This window comes from Falsiroseomonas sp. RANM36, assembly GCF_056682175.1.
This window is the reverse complement of sequence record NZ_JBWXTD010000002.1, coordinates 239,851-257,939: the sequence shown is the minus strand read 5'-3', so window position 1 is coordinate 257,939 and position 18,089 is coordinate 239,851. Positions and strand designations below refer to the sequence as shown.

Annotated in this window: 20 protein-coding genes; 16 read left to right on the top strand and 4 right to left on the bottom strand. The window is 74.1% G+C overall.

Annotation, left to right across the window (positions count from 1 at the left end; translation table 11 throughout):
• The 5 genes from flgA to AC1MIR_RS02100 form a co-directional block, all read left to right on the top strand.
• Positions 1 to 781 (top strand): flagellar basal body P-ring formation chaperone FlgA (flgA, locus tag AC1MIR_RS02120; RefSeq protein ID WP_480026534.1); only part of this gene is annotated, 781 nt, incomplete at its 5' end.
• Positions 778 to 1,503 carry a flagellar basal body L-ring protein FlgH gene (gene flgH, locus AC1MIR_RS02115; RefSeq protein ID WP_480026533.1) on the top strand — a complete coding sequence of 242 codons (726 nt, stop codon included), beginning with the start codon at positions 778 to 780 and terminating at the stop codon, positions 1,501 to 1,503. The genes flgA and flgH, both read left to right, overlap by 4 nt.
• Before the next feature lie 62 nt (positions 1,504 to 1,565).
• Complete coding sequence (locus tag AC1MIR_RS02110; RefSeq protein ID WP_480026532.1) at positions 1,566 to 1,928, top strand: hypothetical protein; 363 nt, start codon at positions 1,566 to 1,568, stop codon at positions 1,926 to 1,928.
• 5 nt (positions 1,929 to 1,933) lie between these two features.
• On the top strand, positions 1,934 to 2,662 hold the full coding sequence (locus AC1MIR_RS02105; protein ID WP_480026531.1) for an SOS response-associated peptidase: 729 nt from the start codon (positions 1,934 to 1,936) through the stop codon (positions 2,660 to 2,662).
• A gap of 53 nt (positions 2,663 to 2,715) precedes the next feature.
• Positions 2,716 to 6,309, top strand: a complete 3,594-nt coding sequence (locus AC1MIR_RS02100; protein ID WP_480026530.1) for a P-loop NTPase fold protein — start codon at positions 2,716 to 2,718, stop codon at positions 6,307 to 6,309.
• Positions 6,310 to 6,330: 21 nt separating this feature from the next.
• On the opposite strand, the gene AC1MIR_RS02095 is transcribed toward AC1MIR_RS02100, so the two are convergent.
• Positions 6,331 to 7,197, bottom strand: coding sequence for an AfsR/SARP family transcriptional regulator (locus AC1MIR_RS02095; RefSeq protein ID WP_480026529.1), 867 nt, complete (start codon positions 7,195 to 7,197; stop codon positions 6,331 to 6,333).
• 389 nt (positions 7,198 to 7,586) lie between these two features.
• On the opposite strand from AC1MIR_RS02095, the gene AC1MIR_RS02090 reads away from it, so the two are divergent.
• Positions 7,587 to 8,303 carry an aspartyl/asparaginyl beta-hydroxylase domain-containing protein gene (locus AC1MIR_RS02090; protein WP_480026528.1) on the top strand — a complete coding sequence of 239 codons (717 nt, stop codon included), beginning with the start codon at positions 7,587 to 7,589 and terminating at the stop codon, positions 8,301 to 8,303.
• A 30-nt stretch (positions 8,304 to 8,333) separates the two neighbouring features.
• On the opposite strand, the gene dksA is transcribed toward AC1MIR_RS02090, so the two are convergent.
• Both dksA and AC1MIR_RS02080 read right to left on the bottom strand, forming a co-directional pair.
• Positions 8,334 to 8,750 (bottom strand): RNA polymerase-binding protein DksA, encoded by a 417-nt coding sequence (gene dksA / locus AC1MIR_RS02085; RefSeq protein ID WP_480026527.1) that lies wholly within the window; start codon positions 8,748 to 8,750, stop codon positions 8,334 to 8,336.
• Positions 8,751 to 8,917: 167 nt separating this feature from the next.
• On the bottom strand, positions 8,918 to 9,337 hold the full coding sequence (locus AC1MIR_RS02080) for a flagellar assembly protein FliX (protein ID WP_480026526.1): 420 nt from the start codon (positions 9,335 to 9,337) through the stop codon (positions 8,918 to 8,920).
• Positions 9,338 to 9,524: 187 nt separating this feature from the next.
• Here AC1MIR_RS02080 and AC1MIR_RS02075 point away from each other — a divergent pair, with 187 nt between their 5' ends.
• The 10 genes from AC1MIR_RS02075 to otnC all read left to right on the top strand — a co-directional run bounded on the left by AC1MIR_RS02075 (position 9,525) and on the right by otnC (position 17,527).
• Positions 9,525 to 10,649 (top strand): flagellar basal body P-ring protein FlgI, encoded by a 1,125-nt coding sequence (locus AC1MIR_RS02075; protein WP_480027045.1) that lies wholly within the window; start codon positions 9,525 to 9,527, stop codon positions 10,647 to 10,649.
• A 16-nt stretch (positions 10,650 to 10,665) separates the two neighbouring features.
• Positions 10,666 to 10,950: a rod-binding protein gene (locus AC1MIR_RS02070; RefSeq protein ID WP_480026525.1), complete on the top strand. Its 285-nt coding sequence runs from the start codon at positions 10,666 to 10,668 to the stop codon at positions 10,948 to 10,950.
• Positions 10,947 to 11,342 carry a flagellar export chaperone FlgN gene (flgN, locus tag AC1MIR_RS02065; RefSeq protein ID WP_480026524.1) on the top strand — a complete coding sequence of 132 codons (396 nt, stop codon included), beginning with the start codon at positions 10,947 to 10,949 and terminating at the stop codon, positions 11,340 to 11,342. The genes AC1MIR_RS02070 and flgN overlap by 4 nt, the downstream gene beginning before the upstream one ends.
• A gap of 108 nt (positions 11,343 to 11,450) precedes the next feature.
• Positions 11,451 to 12,230 carry a RibD family protein gene (locus tag AC1MIR_RS02060; protein WP_480026523.1) on the top strand — a complete coding sequence of 260 codons (780 nt, stop codon included), beginning with the start codon at positions 11,451 to 11,453 and terminating at the stop codon, positions 12,228 to 12,230.
• Positions 12,227 to 13,204, top strand: coding sequence for a zinc-dependent alcohol dehydrogenase (locus AC1MIR_RS02055; protein WP_480026522.1), 978 nt, complete (start codon positions 12,227 to 12,229; stop codon positions 13,202 to 13,204). The genes AC1MIR_RS02060 and AC1MIR_RS02055 overlap by 4 nt, the downstream gene beginning before the upstream one ends.
• 18 nt (positions 13,205 to 13,222) lie before the next feature.
• The gene (locus AC1MIR_RS02050) at positions 13,223 to 13,666 is read left to right on the top strand and encodes a 6-pyruvoyl trahydropterin synthase family protein (RefSeq protein ID WP_480026521.1); all 444 of its coding nucleotides are present in this window, start codon (positions 13,223 to 13,225) and stop codon (positions 13,664 to 13,666) included.
• Positions 13,667 to 13,681: 15 nt separating this feature from the next.
• A complete protein-coding gene (locus AC1MIR_RS02045; RefSeq protein ID WP_480026520.1) occupies positions 13,682 to 14,716 on the top strand; it encodes a glycosyltransferase family 4 protein in 1,035 nt (344 codons plus the stop codon).
• A complete protein-coding gene (locus AC1MIR_RS02040) occupies positions 14,717 to 15,616 on the top strand; it encodes a class I SAM-dependent methyltransferase (RefSeq protein ID WP_480026519.1) in 900 nt (299 codons plus the stop codon). It begins immediately after the preceding gene.
• Positions 15,616 to 16,899: a 3-oxo-tetronate kinase gene (otnK, locus tag AC1MIR_RS02035; protein WP_480026518.1), complete on the top strand. Its 1,284-nt coding sequence runs from the start codon at positions 15,616 to 15,618 to the stop codon at positions 16,897 to 16,899. Before AC1MIR_RS02040 ends, otnK begins: the two co-directional genes overlap by 1 nt.
• Entirely contained in the window at positions 16,892 to 17,527 is a 636-nt protein-coding gene (gene otnC / locus AC1MIR_RS02030) for a 3-oxo-tetronate 4-phosphate decarboxylase (RefSeq protein ID WP_480026517.1), read from the top strand. Before otnK ends, otnC begins: the two co-directional genes overlap by 8 nt.
• Before the next feature lies 1 nt (position 17,528).
• On the opposite strand, the gene AC1MIR_RS02025 is transcribed toward otnC, so the two are convergent.
• Positions 17,529 to 17,990 (bottom strand): N-acetyltransferase family protein, encoded by a 462-nt coding sequence (locus tag AC1MIR_RS02025; RefSeq protein ID WP_480026516.1) that lies wholly within the window; start codon positions 17,988 to 17,990, stop codon positions 17,529 to 17,531.
• Between the last annotated feature and the right edge of the window lie 99 nt (positions 17,991 to 18,089).

The window sequence follows — 18,089 nt, the reverse complement described above, 5'->3', positions numbered from 1 at the left end:
CGGGACGGTGCTCGGCCCGGCGCCCGCCCCTGGCGCCCGGCTGGTGGTGGAATCGGCCCAGCTCCTCGCGATCGCGCGCGCCAACGGCCTCGACTGGCGCCCGATGGGCGGCACGGAGCGCGTGGTGCTGGAACGGCCGGGCCGCGCGCTGTCGCGCGACGAGATCCTGCTCGCGCTCCGCGCCGCGCTGCGCGGCCAGGGGCTGGAGGAAGAGGACGAGATCGAGCTGCCCGGCTTCACGCCGCCGATTGTGCCAGAAGGCGGCTTCGTGCAGCTCGCCGCGGAAGGCGCGGTGCTGGATGCGGCCGGCGGCCGCTTCGCCGCCACGCTCGCGGTGATGGCGGAGGGCGTGCCGACGCAGCGGCTGCGCCTGGCCGGCCGCACCGTGCGCACCGCGCCGATGCTCGTCGCCGCGCGCCGCCTCGCGGCCGGCGAGGTGCTGGACGCGCAGGATGTGCGGCTGATCCGCGTGCCGGCCTCCCGCCTCAGGCCCGGCGCGGCGCAGGCGCCGGATGCGGTGCTCGGCCAGGCGCTGCGCCGTCCCGCCGCGGCCGAGCAGCCGCTGCTGCTGGCCGACCTGGCGCAGCCCGTGCTGATCGAGCGCGGGCAGACCGTGACGATGCTCTACGAGATCCCGGGCATGACGCTGAGCGCGCTGGGCCGCGCGATGGACTCCGCGCCGCGCGGCGGCGTCGTGCCGGTGATGAACCTGTCGAGCCGGACGGTGGTGCAGGCCGAGGCGGTCGCGCGCGGCCGGGTCAGGGTGGGAGCGGCCCGATGAGGCGGGTTGCGTTGCTGCTGGCCGCCCTCGCGCTGCCCGGCTGCGAGCGGCTGAGCGAGGTCGGCCGCCCGCCCGCGCTCGCCGGCATCGAGAATCCCACAAGCGATCCGCGCTGGCGGCAGGTGAGCATGCCGATGCCCGCGCTGGAGACGCCGGTGGTCACGGCGAATTCGCTCTGGCGCCCGGGCAGCCGCACCTTCCTGCGCGACCAGCGCGCCGCGCAGCCGGGCGACCTGGTGACCATCCTGGTTTCCATCCAGGACCGCGCGCAGCTCAGCAACGAGACCGAGCGCGAGCGGGAGGGTCGGGATTCGCTCGGCATCCCGCAGCTGCTCGGCCTGCCATCCTCCTTCACGCGCATCTTCCCCAACACCATCGACCCGTCGCGGCTGGTGGAAACGCGCGGCGCGCAGACCGCGACCGGCACCGGCAGCATCCGCCGCAACGAGAGCGTGACGATGCGCGTGGCGGCGACGGTGGTGCAGGTGCTGCCCAACGGCAACCTGGTGGTCACCGGCCGGCAGCAGGTGCGGGTCAACAGCGAGCTGCGCGACCTGACCGTCAGCGGCGTCATCCGCCCGCAGGACATCTCGAGCGACAACACGGTGCGCCACGACCGGCTGGCGGAGGCGCGCATCGCCTATGGCGGCCGCGGCACGATCAGCGACATGCAGCGCCCGCGCTACGGCCAGGAGGTGCTGGACATCATCCTGCCCTTCTGATCTTGACGCCGGCGCCGCGCCCCCTTCGTAAGGGGCCGGAATGTCGGCGGGAGAGGGTGCGGATGAACACGGCGGCGATCGTCGCGCTGGTGGCGACCATCGCGCTCGGCTTCGCGACCGGGGCGCTCTATCTGATGCGGGCGCGGCGCAAACGGCTGAAGGACCTGCACCTGATCGCCGCCCTGGCGGCGAGCGGGCTCGTGCTGTCCTCCGTCATCGCCGCGCCGCCGCCGAGCCTGCCGGGACCGGCGGGCTTCATCCCCATCGCCCTGGTCGGCGTCGCCACCGCGGCGGGCTGGGGCGCCTGGAAGCTGGCGCGCGGCTCGAAGGCGCGGGGCGAGCTGGTGCTGTTCGCGCATATCGTGCTCGGCGTCGCGGGCTTCTTCGTCTTCCTCGCCTGGGCGAAATCGGTCTCGGCGGGGTAGCCATCATGTGCGGCCGCTTCTTCCTGCAGCGCGACCCCGCCGGCCTCGCGCGGTATTTCGAGACGACCAATCCCACGCCGAACCACCCGCCTTCCTGGAACGTGGCGCCGACGCAGACGAGCCTGGTGGTCCGCCGCCACCCGGACAGCGGCGCGCGCCACCTCGATCCGCTGCGCTGGGGCCTGGTGCCGCGCTGGGCGAAGGATGCGAAGGACGCGGCGAAGCTGATGAACGCCCGCGGCGATGGCATCGCGGAGAAGCCCAGCTTCCGCGACGCCTTCGCGAAGCGCCGCTGCCTGGTGCCGATGGACGGCTTCTATGAATGGCGGAAGGACGAGGCCGGCGGGCGGCAAGCCTATGCGGTCGCGCTCGCCAGCGGCGAGCCGATGGCCGTGGCCGGGCTGTGGGAAGGCTGGAAGTCGCCCGAGGGCGAGTGGCTGCGCACCTTCACCGTCATCACGACGGAAGCGAACGGCAAGCAGGCGCTGGTGCATCACCGCATGCCGGTGATCCTGGCGCCCGAGACCTGGGATGCCTGGCTCGGCGCCGAGCCGGCGGAGCCCGCGGACCTGCTGGAGCTGATGGTCCCCTGCCCCGAGGAGGACCTGGCGATCTGGCCGGTGGACAACCGCGTCGGCCGCGTGGCGGAGAACGACGCCCGGCTGCTGGCGCGCGACCCGCTGGCGCAGCCGCCGCCCGGGCTCGACGATCCGGTGCCGGACCTCGGCGGGTAGCCAGCGGCGCCGGCGCCTCGCTATCGTCCGGTGAGACGGACGGGAGCGACGCCATGAACGCGCCGATCACATCGCCGCCCGAATTCCCGGTGCCGCTCGATGCCGAGGCGGTGGAGGTGGTGCGCGTCGCCGCCTGGATCGGCGACAGCGTCCCGGACGACGTGTTCGTCAGCTACACCACGCTGCTGCTCGGCCTGCTCCATGCACGCTTCGCCGCGAAGCAGGACTGGCAGGTGGAGGGGCGGCGCGCGCTGCGGGTCGCCGGGATGCTGAAGGGCAAGGGCGATCTCTCCCGCACGGCGATCGAGCGCCTGTCCGGCGAGGTGGCGACGTCGCCCGAGCGCGGCTGGCCTTCCGGCCGGCCCATGCTCTCCGCCTCGGCGACCCTCGTGCTGCGCTCCGCCGCCCGGCTGCATGGGCAGCGCGAGGCTGGGAACGGTGCGGTCGAGCCGGCCGACATAATGGCGAGCTACCTGTTCGACATCCCCTCGGCGCATCAGCGCCAGGCCGCCGACTGGGGCTTGCTGGGGCCGGAGGGCCAGCGGGTCGCGGCGCGTCTTCCGGCGGGGCTCGGCACGGCTGCGCCGCAATCCGGCGCGGCCGCACCGACACCCGCCTCGCCCACCGATCTCCCGGGCTACGATGCCGCGGCCTCCGCCGTGCTGCGGCTTGGCTTCGTGCTGGCGGGGCGGCGGAAGGAGGCGCGGCGGGCGCTGCTGCGATCGAGCGGCCTGCTGGTGGCGCTGGCCGAGTCCGGGCCGCTGCTGCCACCGGCCGAGGCGGAGCTCGCGAAGATGCTGCGCGGCATGCTCGACCATGACGGCGGCTACGCCGCCGCGCGCGACGCGGCCTTCGACATGCCGGCCGATCTTCGCGCCGCGGTGGCCGCGGCGGGCGATGCCTTCCCGCCGCTGAGCAACAACGCCCAGCCGATCCTCGACGACGCGCGCGCGATCGCCGGCCGCACCGCCGGCGGCGACCCGGTCGGCATGCGGCACCTGCTCGCCGCACTGATCAGCATGCCCGACGGCACCGACCGGGCGAGCGACGCGCGTACGCGCCTGACCGAGGCCGGCGCCGACCTCGACGTGCTGCGGCAGGCGATGGCGCGCATCATCGCCCACCGGCATCCGCAGGACGACCAGGCCGCCTGGCGCCGCCTGCTGATCGGCAGCAGCGTGCCGATGATCGCGACCGCCCGTCCCGACATCATCCCGGACGATCCGCGCAGCGACGACACGCTCGACCTCCGGCGCTACGCCGATGCGCTCGGCGCGCTGATGGCCGCGCGGGAGCAGCGGCCGCCGCTCTCCATCGCCGTCTTCGGCCCCTGGGGCTCGGGCAAGTCCTTCTTCATGGCGATGATCCGCGCCGCCGTGCGCGACTTCGAGGCGGCGGGGCGCGACGCGGCGGCGCAGCAGCAGCCCACGCCCTTCCTCGGCCGCATCGTCCAGATCGAGTTCAACGCCTGGCATTATGCGGAGGGCAACCTCTGGGCGAGCCTGGTCCACGCCATCCTCGTCGCGCTGGAACGCGAGCTGAAGCCGAAGGAGTCCGGGGCCCCACCCTTCGAGCTGATGCTGAACCAGCTCAAGCTGCGCGAGGCCGAGAAGATCGAGGCCGAGCAGCGCCTGCAGGCGGCGGAACGGCGGCTGGTGGAGGCGCAAGCCGCGATGCGCCAGGCCGACCAGCAGCTCGCCTCCCGCCGCGCCAGCGAGGGCAACCTGCCGAGCGCCACCGATGTGCTGCGCGCCGTGCAGCAGGAAGCGCTGGCGCAGCTCGGCCCGCCCGAAGGCCAGGCGAGCCCGGAGGCCTGGATCCGCAGCGTGGGCGACAGCGTCGCCAAGGCGGCGACCTATCTCGGCCGGCCCGAGCTGGCGGCGCAGGTTCCGGCGCTGACCAAGGCCGCGACCGGCGCGGCGACGACGACGGCGGCGCTGCAGACCCAGCTCGGCGCCGTGCGCGAGTTGCTCGACGAGGCGCATTCCAGCGCGGCGCGGGGCATGGGCCAGCTCGGCTGGCTGGCCAATGCGCGCATCCGCAAGGACCGGCTGGTGCTCGGGGTGCTGGTCACGCTGATCGTGCTGGTTCTGCTGGTCGGCCTGGCGCAGGAGCTGGAAGCGCGCGGCGCGGAGATCGCGGCCACCATGACCACCGTGGTGACGCTGCTCGGCACCGTCACCACCGCGCTCGGCGCCGCCCTTGCCTGGGCGAAGCGGCACATGGCCGACGCCTCGCGCGCCTTCGCGCTGCTCGGCAGCATCCGCGAGCGGGTGGAGGCGCGGCAGGCGCAGCGCCTGTCGGAACACGAGGCCGCGCTGCTCGCCGCGCGCCGTGCCACCACCGAGGCGGAAGCCGAGGCCGCCCGCCGCCGCGCCGAATTCGAGGCCGCGCAGGCCGCCGTGGACAAGGCGCAGGAGGAGCTGAAGCAATCCGTCTCGGCCGAGCGGCTGAAGCGCTTCGTCGCACAGCGCCTGGCGGAGGGCGACTACCAGCGGCATCTCGGCCTGGTCCACACCATCCGCACCGACCTCGAACGCCTGCAGACAATCCTGGAACAGGTGCACCCGCAGGAAAGCACGGTGCAGGCGCAGGCGCCGGTGGAGCGCATCGTTCTCTACATCGACGACCTCGATCGCTGCCCGCCGGCGCGCGTGGTGGAGGTGCTGGAGGCGGTGCACCTGCTGCTGGCCTTCAAGCTCTTCGTCGCGGTGGTCGGCGTGGATGTGCGCTGGGTCGCGCAGGCGCTGCATGAGCGCTATCCGAAGCAGCTCGGCGAGGGCCCGGGCATCGCCTCGCCGATCGACTACCTGGAGAAGGTCTTTCAGGTTCCCTTCTGGCTGCCGCCGATGGATGCCGCCGCGGGCCGGCGCCTGCTGGAGGGCGCGGTCGGCACGGAAGCGCAGTCGGCCGCGCCGGGCGGCGACGCCACGGGCGGCGTGAGCACGACGCCCGCGAAGGCGGCGCAGGCCACCCCAGGCACGGCACGCGACGAGCCCGCCGACGCCGGCACGGAAGGCGAGGAAACGACGCCCGACGGCGCCGAAGCCGCAAGCGAGATCCCGGAGCCGCAAGCCGTCGCGGAAGCGCTGGTGCTCGGCCCCGCGGAGCGCGACAGGCTGCTCGACATGGCCGCGGCCATCGGCGCCTCGCCGCGCCGGGCCAAGCGCTTCGCGAATCTCTATCGCCTGCTGAAGGCCAGCCTCTCGCCCGCCGAGCGCCGCGGCTTCGCGCTGGAAGGCGGGGAGGCCGGCAGCTACGACGCGGCGCTGATCCTGCTCGCGCTCTCCACCGGCGCGCCGCGCGCCACCGGCGCGCTGATCGCGAGCCTCCAGGCGTCGCCCGCGTCGGACTCCCTCGCGGCGCTCGATGCCGCGCTGGAAGCCGCGCCGCCCGAGGAAGCCGCCGCGATCGGCGCGGCCCGCGCGCTCTGCCATGCGGTCGCGGACCGGCAGCGCCTGGCGCGCGACCTGCATTTCTGGTCCTCGCGCGTCACGCGCTTCAACTTCGACGGGCGCCCCCCGCCGCCGCGCAGACCCGAAGCGCCATCCGCGCCGGAGCCGCACCCGCCGAAATCGCCCGCTGTGAAATCGCCCGCTGTGAAATCGGCGGCGCCGCGCCGAAAGGCGAAGACGGCGGCGAGCTGAGGGGCCAGGCCTCTCCGCTCGTCAGCGACGGCTCGCGTCCGTCGCCGCCGGCGGCGTCGCGACGCGTTCGGCGATGCGCGTCGGTGCGAACACGATCGCCAGCGCCAGCAGCAGCGCGGCCAGTCCGGCGGCGAACAGCCAGGGCGCATGGCGCGCGGAGGACTGCGCCGCCCGACGCCCGGGCTGGGGCGAACCGGCCGGGCGCGCGGCCGGCAGTTGCTCGCTGCGCAGCGCAGCCGCGATCCGCTCCGTCTCGGCGGACGGCGTCGCACCGAGTTCGCGAGCGAGCACAGCCGCGCAGAGCTGGTATTGCCGGATCGCCGCCGTGCGCTGCCCCGCCGACTGGTGCGGCCGCATCAGAAGCTGGTGACCTTCCTCCAGCGCCGGGTCGAGCTCCAGCGCACGGCGCGCAGCGACCATGGCGGCCCCCGTCTCGCCCGCCTCCGCCAGGCCGCGCGCCAGCCGCAGCCGGAGGTCGCAGGTCAGCGCGCGCAGCCGGTCCCGCTCCCGCTCCAGCCATTCGACGAGCGGTTCGGAGGAGACCGCGAGCCCGTCGAGGAAGTCGCCCGCCCAGAGCGCCTCCGCCTGCCGCAGGGAGTCGAGGTCGTCCCGTGCGGCCAGGGTCTCGAACGCCTCGAGGTCGGTCGTGACGGAAGCCGGATCGAGCGCGACGAAGCCGGCCTCGGTGATCAAGGGGTCGGCCCCGGCCGCCGCCAGTCCGCGGCGGAGCGTCAGCAGCGCCTGGCGAAGGCTGTGCCGCGCCTGCTCCTGCCCGCGATCCGCCCAGAACAGCGTCGCGACACGGTCGCGATGCGCGGGCACGCCGCGGCGCGCCGCGAGATAGGCCAGCAGCGCCTGGCTCTTCGGCCCGAATGCGTGGCCGACCACCTCATCCCCCGCCGACAGCCGGAATGGACCGAGCAGCCGCAGCGCCAACCGGACTGATTGCGTGTCGCTCGCTGACATGCGTGGCCCCGACCGCCGAAACCTTTCACATCATAAACATTAGTATTTTCGTATTCAAAGGGTTTCGCGATCACCGCCGCCCGCCCGGTTCCCGGCGCTGACGCGGATTTGACGCCGGATCGGACGGCGCCCTGCCGCGGCGCGGACGGTCCGGTGACACGCGGGCCGGCAGCCTTCTCGCCGGAAGGAAGGGTGGCGTGGGCACGGAACGCTTCGAGGATGCGGGGGCCTCATCGTCGCGCTGGCGGTCGGCCCCCTCGGCCTCTGGCCGCGCACCGCCGCCGCCCGACCAGGGAAAGGGGAATGCCGCGATGGACATGACATTCGACCTGTATGAGCACGCCGCGAGCGCGATCCGCAGGATCTATGACAGCCGGATCGCAGCGCCGGCGATCCTTCCGATGGACCGCCTTTTCCCGGAAGGCCGGCGCTTCGCCGAGGCGTGGCGCGACCTGCGCGACGAGGCCCTGGCAGTGGCGCAAGGCCTCGCGCGCGTGCCCCGCTTCCACGAGATCATGCCCGAGCAGGCCGAGATCTCCTCCAACGACGGCCGCGACTGGCGACTCCTGCTGCTGAAGGCCTATGGCGTGGAGTTCCCGGAGAACATGCGCCTCTGCCCCACCCTGGCGGGGTTGCTCCGGGCCACGCCGGAGGTGCTCTCGGCCTCCGTCTCCTTCCTCGCACCGCGCAAGGTGATCCCGGAGCATCGCGGGCCGGTGCGCGGCGTGCTGCGCTTCTACCTGCCCCTGGTGATGCCGCGCGACGCGCTCGGCCGCCCGGCCGCGGTCCTGTCGGTGGACGGGCATGATCTGCGGCTCGAGGAAGGCGAGGCGCTGCTGTGGGACGACACCTTCCGCCACGGCGTCCGCAACGAGAGCGACGGGGTGCGGATCGTGCTGCTCATGGATGTCTGGCGGCGCGGCATGCCACTCGACATGCAGGCGCTTTCGAAGCTCGTCGTCTGGTCGGTCCGCGCCGGCATCCGCGCCCGCCGCGTGGTCGAACTCGCCCGCCGCCGCGACGCGTAGCGCACGCCACCCGGCCGCGCGACGCCGGGTTCAGTCGTCCCGGTGGACGCGCTCCATGCGCTCGTGGCGCTCCTGCGTCTCGATGGAGAGGGTCGCGATCGGCCGCGCCTCCAGCCGGCGGAGGCCGATGGGCTCGCCCGTTTCCTCGCAATAGCCGTAGGTGCCGTTCTCGATCCGCTCGAGTGCCTGGTCGATCTTGGAGATCAGCTTGCGCGCGCGGTCCCGCGTGCGGAGTTCGAGCGCGCGGTCGGTCTCGACGCTGGCACGGTCGGTGAGGTCCGCCTCGGCGATGCCGCCCTCACCGAGGCTGTGCAGCGTCTCGCCGGCCTCGCGCAGCAACTCGCCCCGCCATCGCAGCAGCTTCTGCCTGAAATACTCGAGTTGCAGGGGATTCATGAACTCTTCGGCGGACGTCGGTCGGTAGTCCGGCGGCAAGGTCACGAGCATGGCACAACTTCCCCAACCCCCTTCGGCCATGGCCCGGCGCCCGGCCGGCGAAGGCGGGCGGACCATAGTGGCGAGACTGGGGCAGAGACAAGCCCTGTCTCGTCGGCAAGTCGCTGATCTTCGCGCCTTTTCACCCAACTGCCGCATCGTGGCGCAACAAAGGCCCGTCAGCGCGGCGGGGCGCTTGCTTTCTGCGCATGGTGCCGGGCGAGTTCAACCCGCGCGCGCAGCCGGATCTCCGCCAGCAGCGGCGCGAGCCCCGGCTCCGCCACCGCGTCGGGCACGGCGACCAGCGCCGCGAGCCGTTCGAGGCGCGCCGAATCGCCGCCGCCGCGCAGCAGGTCGAGCTGCAGGCCGCGCAGCGCGTCGAGCGCCAGCGCGGCGCGGCGCAGCGGCGCTTCGCGCGCGGATGTGAAGCAAGCGGCCTCGTCCTGCACCGCCAGCAGCGCCGCGATGCCCTCCGGCGCCGCCGCGGCGGAACCGGCCGGCACGGCGCGCGCGCCCGGCAGCGCGAAGCCGGAGCCTGGGCGCGCCGCCCGCCGCGCGGTCGCCGCAGCCGGACCGGAGATCCCGCCGATGCTCTTCACGCCCGCATCCCCCTCTGTCGCATGACCTCTCCTGCCGCCCTGCCGGCACCGCCTGCCGCCATCCCGGCAGAAGCTGCCGCCATTCCCGCCACGGGGGCTGGCACGCCGGTTGCCCCTGCCCGTGCCGCGGCGCGCGCGGCGCGCCGGCGGCATGGAGGGGAGCGTGGCGGAAATTCCTTGCCCGAGAATGAGCGTGACGCTGCGGCGCATCGCGGGGGCCGCCCTCGCCTGCCTCGTGGCGGTGCTGCCCGGGCTCGCCATGCCGGCCGGAGCGCAGGTGCGCATCAAGGACATCGCCGATGTCGAGGGCGTGCGGGACAACCAGCTCGTCGGCTACGGCCTGGTGGTGGGGCTGAACGGCACCGGCGACCGGCTGCGCTCGGCCGTCTTCACCCGCCAGTCGCTGATCGGCGTGCTGGAGCGGCTCGGCGTGAACACGCGCGACCAGGAAGCCCGGCTCGACACCAAGAACGTCGCGGCGGTGATGGTGACGGCGAACCTGCCGGCCTTCTCCCGCCCCGGCACGCGCATCGACGTCGCCGTCTCGACCCTCGGCGACGCGACGAACATCACCGGCGGCACGCTGCTGGTCACGCCGCTGCTCGGCGCCGACGGGGAGGTCTATGCCGTGGCGCAGGGCACCGTCGCCACCGGCGCGATCGCCGCGCGCGGCGCGGCCGGCAGCGTGACGCGGGGCGTGCCCACCGCCGGGCGCATCTCCTCCGGCGCCGTGGTGGAGCGGGAGGTCGCCTTCCGCTTCGCGCAGGGCGACCGCATCCGCCTCTCGCTCCGCAACCCGGATCTGACCACGGCGCGGCGCATCGCCGCCGCGATCAACCGCTTCGGCGGCGGCGGCATGGCGGTCGCGACCGATCCGCGCACCGTCGCGCTCAACATCGGCGGGCGCGACGCGGTCGGGCTGCTGGCGGAGATCGAGCAACTGCGCGTGACGCCCGACCAGGTGGCGCGCGTGGTCATCGAGGAAGCCTCCGGCACCATCGTCATGGGGGCGAATGTGCGCATCAGCACGGTCGCGATCGCACAGGGCAACCTGACCATCCGCATCACCGAGACGCCGCAGGTGGTGCAGCCCAATGCGCTCGCGCAGGGCCAGACCGCGGTGGTGCCGCGCACCAACATCGAGGTGGACGACCAGGCCGAGCGCCGCATGGGCATCCTGCGCGGCACCGTCACGCTGGACGACCTCGTGCGCGGGATGAACAGCCTCGGCGTCGGGCCGCGCGACCTGATCACGATCCTGCAGACCATCAAGGCCGCCGGCGCGCTGCAGGCGGAGCTTGAAGTCCGCTGAAGAGGAGGCCCGCTGCATGACCACGCTGAACGGCCTGGCCCAATCGCCGCCCACGGCGCATGGCACGCTGCGCCGGCTGTCGCAGGAATTCGAGGCGCAGGCCGTCTCGGCGATGTTCCAGCCCGTCTTCGCCGCGCTGCCGACCGACGGTCCCTTCGGCGGCGGCCAGGCGGAGGCGCAGTGGCGGCCGCTGCTGGTGGACGCCATCGCCCGCGACCTCGCCCGCGCCGGCGGCCTCGGCATCGGCGAGGCGGTTTTCCGCGAATTGCTGCGGGCCCAGGAAGGAGCACGAAGCGCATGATGGACGCCCTGATGCACGCGGCGCAGCGGCTGATGGAGGCGCTGCGCGCCGAGAACGAGGCGCTGGCCCGGCTCGACCTCGCCGCCGCCGGCGAGCTCGCCAGCGGCAAGCGCCAGGCGGCCGACGCCTTCGCCGCCGCCTATGGCGCCGCCCAGAAGCTCGGCACGCGGCCCGAGGGCGCCGAACGCGCCCGCGCCGAGGAGGTCGCCGCCCGGCTGCGCGACCTGACGGCGGAGAACCGCCGCCTGCTGGAACGCGCCATCGCCCTGCAATCCCGCGTGATCGAGACCATCGCCGGCGCTGCGAAGCCGCCCGGCCCCGGCACCTATGGGGCGCGCGGGAGGATGCGCGACGGGCGCGGCGCGGCGGTCTCCTTGTTGTCGCGGGCGTGACGCGGCTCGATGTCCGGGGGGCCGCCAGGCCCGCAGGTCTGAATCGGTCCGCGCGACGGCGCGCGTGCGATTGCCGAGGGCGCGCCGCTTCGGCATAGCTGCGGCCGCATGGCCGATCACCCCTCGCAGGACCAGGACTGGGCCGCGCTGCTCGCGGCGCGGGATGGCGCGCCCGTGCCGGCGACGCCGCTCGGCGAGCTGTTCGGCCCGGTGCTGGCGCCGCCGACGGCGCCCGATGGCTGCCGCGTGATCGGGCGGCTGGCCCAGACGCTGGACGGGCGCATCGCCGCACCCGGCGGCGCCTCGCAATGGATCGGCGGCGCGGGCGACATCCTGCACACGCACCGGCTGCGCGCGCTCTGCGACGTGGTGCTGGTGGGAGCCGGCACCGTCCGGCATGACGATCCGCGGCTGACGACGCGGGAGGTGTCGGGGCGCAATCCCGTGCGCGTCGTCCTCGATCCCGCACGGCGCCTGCCGGCGACGCATGGCGTGTTCCGGGACGGCGCGGCGCCGACGCTGCTGGTCGCGGCAACGGACGGGGCCGCCTCGCATGGAGAGGCCGAGGTACTGCGCATCGCGCGCGCCGGCGACGGGCTGGACCTGCCGGCGCTGCTGCGCGCGCTGGCCGCGCGCGGCCTGCGGCGCATCTTCGTGGAAGGCGGCGGGCAGACCGTCTCGGCCTTCCTCGCGGCGGGGCTGCTCGACCGGCTGCATGTGACGATCGCGCCGGTGATCCTCGGCTCCGGCATTCCCGCCTTCAGCCTGCCGCCGGCGACGCGCATCGCGGACGGGCTGCGCTTCGCCTGGAAGATCTGGCCGATCGGCGAGGACATATTGTGCGACGCGGCGCTCGACCGCGCGCGACCGCCGGTCTGCGCGCCATGACGGCGCGCGCCTTCTGGACGGTCGCACCGGAGCGCGGAGAGATCCGCGAGGCGGAGCTCGCCGCCCCCGCCGCCGACCAGGCGCTGGTCGTCACGCGCGCGAGCGGCATCTCGCGGGGCACCGAGCGCCTGGTCTTCACCGGACGCGTGCCGGAAAGCCAATGGGCCGCGATGGGCGCGCCGCTGATGCAGGGCGGCTTCCCCTTCCCCGTCTCCTACGGCTACGCGGCGGTCGGCGTGGTGCAGCAGGGACCGGCCGCGCTGCGTGGCCGCCGCGTGTTCTGCCTGCATCCGCACCACGACGCCTTCCTCGCGCCGGCCGCGATGTGCATTCCGGTCCCCGACACGGTGCCGGATAAGCGCGCGGTGCTGGCGGCCAACATGGAAACCGCCGTCAACGTGCTGTGGGACGCGCGGCCGCTGGTCGGGGAGCGCGCGCTGGTGATCGGCGCGGGCGTGGTCGGTCTGCTGGTGGCGTTCCTGCTGGCGCGGATGCCCGGCCTCGATCTCGTCGTCTGCGACCTCGATGTCTCGCGCCGCGACCTGGTCGAGCGCTTCGGCGCCCGCTTCTGCGCGCCGCAGGATGCGCCGGGCGACCGCGACCTGGTGGTGCATGCCTCGGCCAGCGCCGAGGGGCTGCGGCTTGCGCTCACGCGCTGCGGCTTCGAGGGGCGGATCGTCGAGGCCTCCTGGTTCGGCGACCGCGCCGTGGAGCTGCCGCTCGGCGAGGCCTTCCACGCGAAGCGCCTCTCCCTGGTCTCGACGCAGGTCGGCGCGGTCGCGCCGGCGATGCGCGGGCGCCGCACGCATGGGGAGCGCATGGCGCTCGCGCTGTCGCTGCTGGCCGATGACCGCCTGGATGCGCTGCTCGGGCCGGAGATTCCCTTCGCGGAGCTGCCCGCGCGGATCGGGTCGGTGCTGTTGCCGGATGCCGGCGCGCCCCAACCTCTCTGTCCCGTCGTCACCTATATATAGAGTGAGAGATTGCCTGCGATGTTCAGCCTGACCGTCGTCGACCACATCATGATCGCGCACAGCTTCCGCGGCGAGGCCTTCGGCCCCGCGCAGCGGCTGCACGGCGCGACCTTCATCGTGGAGGCGGAGTTCCGCGCCCCGAAGCTCGACGACCTGCACCTGCTGATCGACATCGGGCTCGCCAAGGACGTGCTGCGCGCCGTGCTCGCCCCGATCGACTACCGCAACCTGGATGCCGAGCCCGTCTTCGCCGGCAGGAACACCACCACCGAGTATCTCTGCCTGCACATCCAGCAGGAACTCGCCGCGGCCTGCCGCGACGGGCGGCTCGGCGATGGCGGCAAGGCGGTGACCGGCATCAAGGTGCTGCTGCGCGAGAGCCACATCGCCTGGGCGGCCTTCGAAGGCCCGGTTGGAGCCCCCGATCCGATGACCGGAGCGCCGTCAGGCGCGAAGGTCTGAATCGGCTCGGCAAGCATGGACATCGCGCTGCTCGTCCCCGGGCCGTTCGACACGATCTCGGGCGGCTACATCTACGACCGGCGACTGGTCGAGGGCCTGCGCGGCCTGGGTCATGCCGTGCAGGTGGTGGAACTCCCGGGCCGCCACCCGCTGGCGGACGCCGCCGCGACGGAGGGCGCGGGGGCCGCGCTCGCCGCAATCGCTACCGCGACGCGGATCGTGGTGGACGGCCTCGGCCTGCCGGCCTTCGCGCCCTTCGCCGAAGAGCTCGCCGCGCGGCGCGCCATCGGCCTGATCCATCACCCGACCGCGCTCGAGCACGGCAATCCCGGCGAGGTGCGCGATGCGCTGCGTGCCGCCGAGCAGGCGCTGTTCCCCCGCATGGCGCGCCTCGTCGCCACCAGCAACCTCACCGCGAGCCGGCTGGCGCCGGAATTCGGCGCGGACCCGGCGCGCATCGGCGTGGTCGAGCCCGGCACCGATCCCGCCCCGCGCAGCACCGGCTCCCGTGAGGGCTGCGCCATCCTCTCCGTCGGCAGCCTGATCCCGCGCAAGGGCCATGACGTGCTGATGCGCACGCTCGCCACGCTGTCCGACCTGGACTGGCGCCTGACCATCGCCGGCGGTGCGCGCGACGCGGTCTATGCGCATGGCCTCTCGGCGCTGGCCGAGGAACTCGGCATCGCCCAGCGCGTGACCTTCGCCGGCGAGGTGGAGGGCGGCGCGCTGGCGGCGCTGTGGCAGGGCGCCGACCTCTTCGCGCTGGCCAGCCACTGGGAAGGCTACGGCATGGCGGTGGCGGAGGCGCTGGCGCGGGGCGTGCCGGTTGCCGTCACCGCCGGCGGCGCGCTGGCGGAACTCGTGCCGGTGGAAGCGGGCGTCGTCTCGCCGCCGGGCGATGTGGTCTCGCTCGGCAAGGCGATGCGCCGCGCGATCTTCGACACGGCACTGCGCGCGGAGATGGCGGAAGCCGCCTGGCAGGCCGGGCAGCGCCTGCCGCGCTGGGCCGACCGCGCCGCACATTTCGCGGCGGAGCTGGAGAAGGCCTGAATGCCCGAGGAATTCGACGGCGACTGGCTCGACCTGCGCGAGCCCTTCGATGCGGCAGCGCGCGATCCGGGCCTTGCGGCGCAACTGTCGCAGGCCTTGCCGGCGCGGCCGCGCATCCTCGATCTCGGCGCCGGCACCGGATCGCTGCTGCGCTGGCTCGGCCACTTCATCGGTCGCGCCCAGGCCTGGACGCTGGTGGATGCGGATGCCGCGCTGATCGAGCGCGCCTTCGACACCATCGCGGAGCGCGCGGAGCAGGCCGGCTGGGCCGCCACCTTCCCCGGCCGCCGCACGCTGCTGGTCCACAGCCCGCGCGGCGCCTGGCGCGTGGAAGGCCTGGTCGCCGATCTGCGGGACGCGCCGGACAACCTGCCGCTGCATGCGGTGGACGCGGTGGTGAACACCGCGCTCTGCGACCTCGTCAGCCGCGACTGGATCGAACGCATGGCCGCCGCCTGCGCCGCGCACCGCCTGCCCTTCTATGCCGCGCTGAACGTGACGGGCCGCGAGCGCTTCACGCCGCCGCATCCCGCCGATGCGCTGCTGGCGCGCGGCTTCGCCCGCGACCAGGCGCGCGACAAGGGATTCGGGGGCATCGCGCTGGGCGCGGCGGCGCCGGAGGCGATCGCCGAGGCCTTCGCGGCGCAGGGCTACGACGTGCTGCGCGCGCCCTCCGACTGGGCGGTGCGGACGCGGCCGCTCAACCCGGTCGCGACGCGCTTCGCGGAGGAACTGGTCGGCGGCATGGCCGCGGCCGCCGGGCAGCATGAGCGGCGCGGCCGCCTCGCGCTGCGCGACTGGGCGCGGCTGCGCGCGGAGCAGGCGGCGGATGGCCGGCTCGGCTTCCGCATCGGCCATGCCGACATGCTATGCCTGCCGCCTGGGAAGGACACTGCCTGATGGCTCTTCTGCTCGGCTGCGTCGCGGACGACTTCACCGGCGCGACGGACCTCGCCTCCATGCTGGTGAAGAACGGGATGACCTGCGTGCAGGTGATCGGCGTCCCGGAAGGCGGGCTGCCGGAGGCGGATGCGGTGGTGGTGGCGCTGAAGTCGCGCACCGCGCCGGTCGCCCAGGCGGTGACGGAGAGCGTTGCGGCGGCCGAGGCCTTGCTCGCGGCGGGGGCGAAGCAGCTCTTCTTCAAATACTGCTCGACCTTCGACAGCACGGACCAGGGGAACATCGGCCCCGTGGCGGATGCGCTGCTCAAGCGCCTCGGCGCCGGCTTCGCCATCGCCTGTCCGGCCTTCCCGGCGAATGGCCGCAGCATCTACCAGGGGCACCTCTTCGTGGGATCGCGCCTGCTGAACGAGAGCGGGATGGAGAACCACCCCCTCACGCCGATGAAGGATGCCGACCTCGTGCGCGTGCTGTCGCGCCAGACCGATGGCGCGGTCGGCCTCGTGCCCTTCGCGGTGGTCGAGCAGGGCGCCGCGGCGATCCGGCAGGCGATGACGAAGCTGGCGGAGGGCGGGCGCCGCTACGCCATCGTGGACGCGGTCAGCGACGCGCATCTGCACGCGATCGGCGAAGCCTGCGCCAGCCATGCGCTGGTCACGGGCGGCTCGGGCGTGGCGATGGGGCTGCCCGCGAATTTCCGCGCCGCCGGGCTGCTGCCGGAGCGCAGCGACGCCGCGGTGCTGCCGCCGGCCGAGGGGCTTTGCGCAGTCGTCGCAGGAAGCTGCTCCCGCGCGACGCTCGGCCAGATCGGCTTCGCGCGCGATCACGTGCCGGTGCTGGAACTCGACCCGCTCGCCGCGCCGGATGCCGGCGCCCTGGCGCGCCAGGCGCTGGAGTGGATGGAAGGCAGGCTGTCGGCGGACCGCCCCGTGGTGATCGCGGCGAGCGCACCGCCCGAGAAGGTCGCTGCGCTGCAGCAGGCGCTCGGGCGTGACGCGGCGGGCGCGCTGGTGGAGGAGACGCTGGCGACCGTCGCCCAGGGCCTCGTCGCGCGCGGCGTGCGGCGGCTGGTCGTGGCGGGCGGCGAGACCTCCGGCGCGGTGGTGCAGCGGCTCGGCGTGACCAGCTTGCGCATCGGCGCGGAGATCGATCCCGGCGTGCCCTGGACCTTCGCGGAACGCCGCTCCGCGGCGGGCGCGGAGCCGGCGGGGATCCACCTGGCGCTCAAGAGCGGCAATTTCGGCGCGCGCGACTTCTTCCTGAAGGCGTTCAGCCATGAATGAGAGCGCGCTGCGCGAGGAGCTGGCGCAGCTCGCGAAGTCGCTGTTCGACCGCGGCTACTCGGTGGGCACCGCGGGCAATATCAGCGTGCGGCTGCCCGACGGTTACCTGATGACGCCGACCAATTCCTGCCTCGGGCGGCTCGATCCGTCGCGGATCAGCAGGCTGGCGCCGGACTGGTCGCACCTGTCGGGCGACAAGCCCTCGAAGGAAGTGTTCCTGCACCGCGCCGTCATGACGGCGCGGCCGGAGGCGGGCGCGGTGGTGCATCTGCACTCCACCCACGCCACCGCGATCAGTTGCATGGCGCCGGAGGGCGGCGATGCCGAGGTGCCGCCGCTGACGCCCTATTTCGTGATGCGCATCGGCCGCCGCCTGCCCTGCGTCGCCTATTACCGGCCTGGCGACGCGGCGATGGAACCGGCGGTGTTCGAGGCGGCGAAGGTCGCGAAGGCATTGCTGCTGGCCAATCACGGCCCGGTGGTGAGCGGCGCGACGCTGCGCGACGCCGTCTATGCCGCGGAGGAGCTGGAGGAGGCCGCACGCCTCGCCTTGCTGCTGCGCGACGTGCCGGGCGTGCGGACGCTGACGCCGGCGCAGGTGGACGACCTGCTGAAGACCTTCGGCTGAGCTACAGCGAGACCCCCGGGTCGAGGCGGATGACGTAGCTGCGCCAATCGGCGCGGGCTGCGATCCGTTCGTAGAGCGCGATGGCGCCGGCGTCGCCCTCCGGCACGATCCACCGCAGATGGCTCCAGCCCCGCGCGCGGCCGAGCGCGCAGCCTTCCGCGATCAGGGCGCGCGCGATGCCCTGGCCGCGTGCGGCGGGCAGCACGAAGAGGTCGTCGAGCTGGCCGCAGCGCCGCGCGAAGACGATCTCCGGCAGGTCGAAGAGCACGGCGAAGCCCAGCGCCGCGCCGTCGCGCTCCGCCACCAGCACTTCCGCCGCCGGATGCTCCGCCAGCAGGGACGCCTGTGCGTCCGGCGAGGCCACCTCCGCGCCGGCCAGCGTCTCGCGCATCTCGGCGGCGTAGGCCGCGAAGAGGGGTGCCAGGCGACGCCGCTCCTCGCGCGGCACGGGACGGATCAGCATCGGTCGAGGTTAACGCGCGAGACGGGGGGCCCCGGGGCGGGGCCCGGCCGCGGCCGCCGGCCCCCCCCCCCCCCGCCGGGGGGGCGGGCGCGGGCGGGG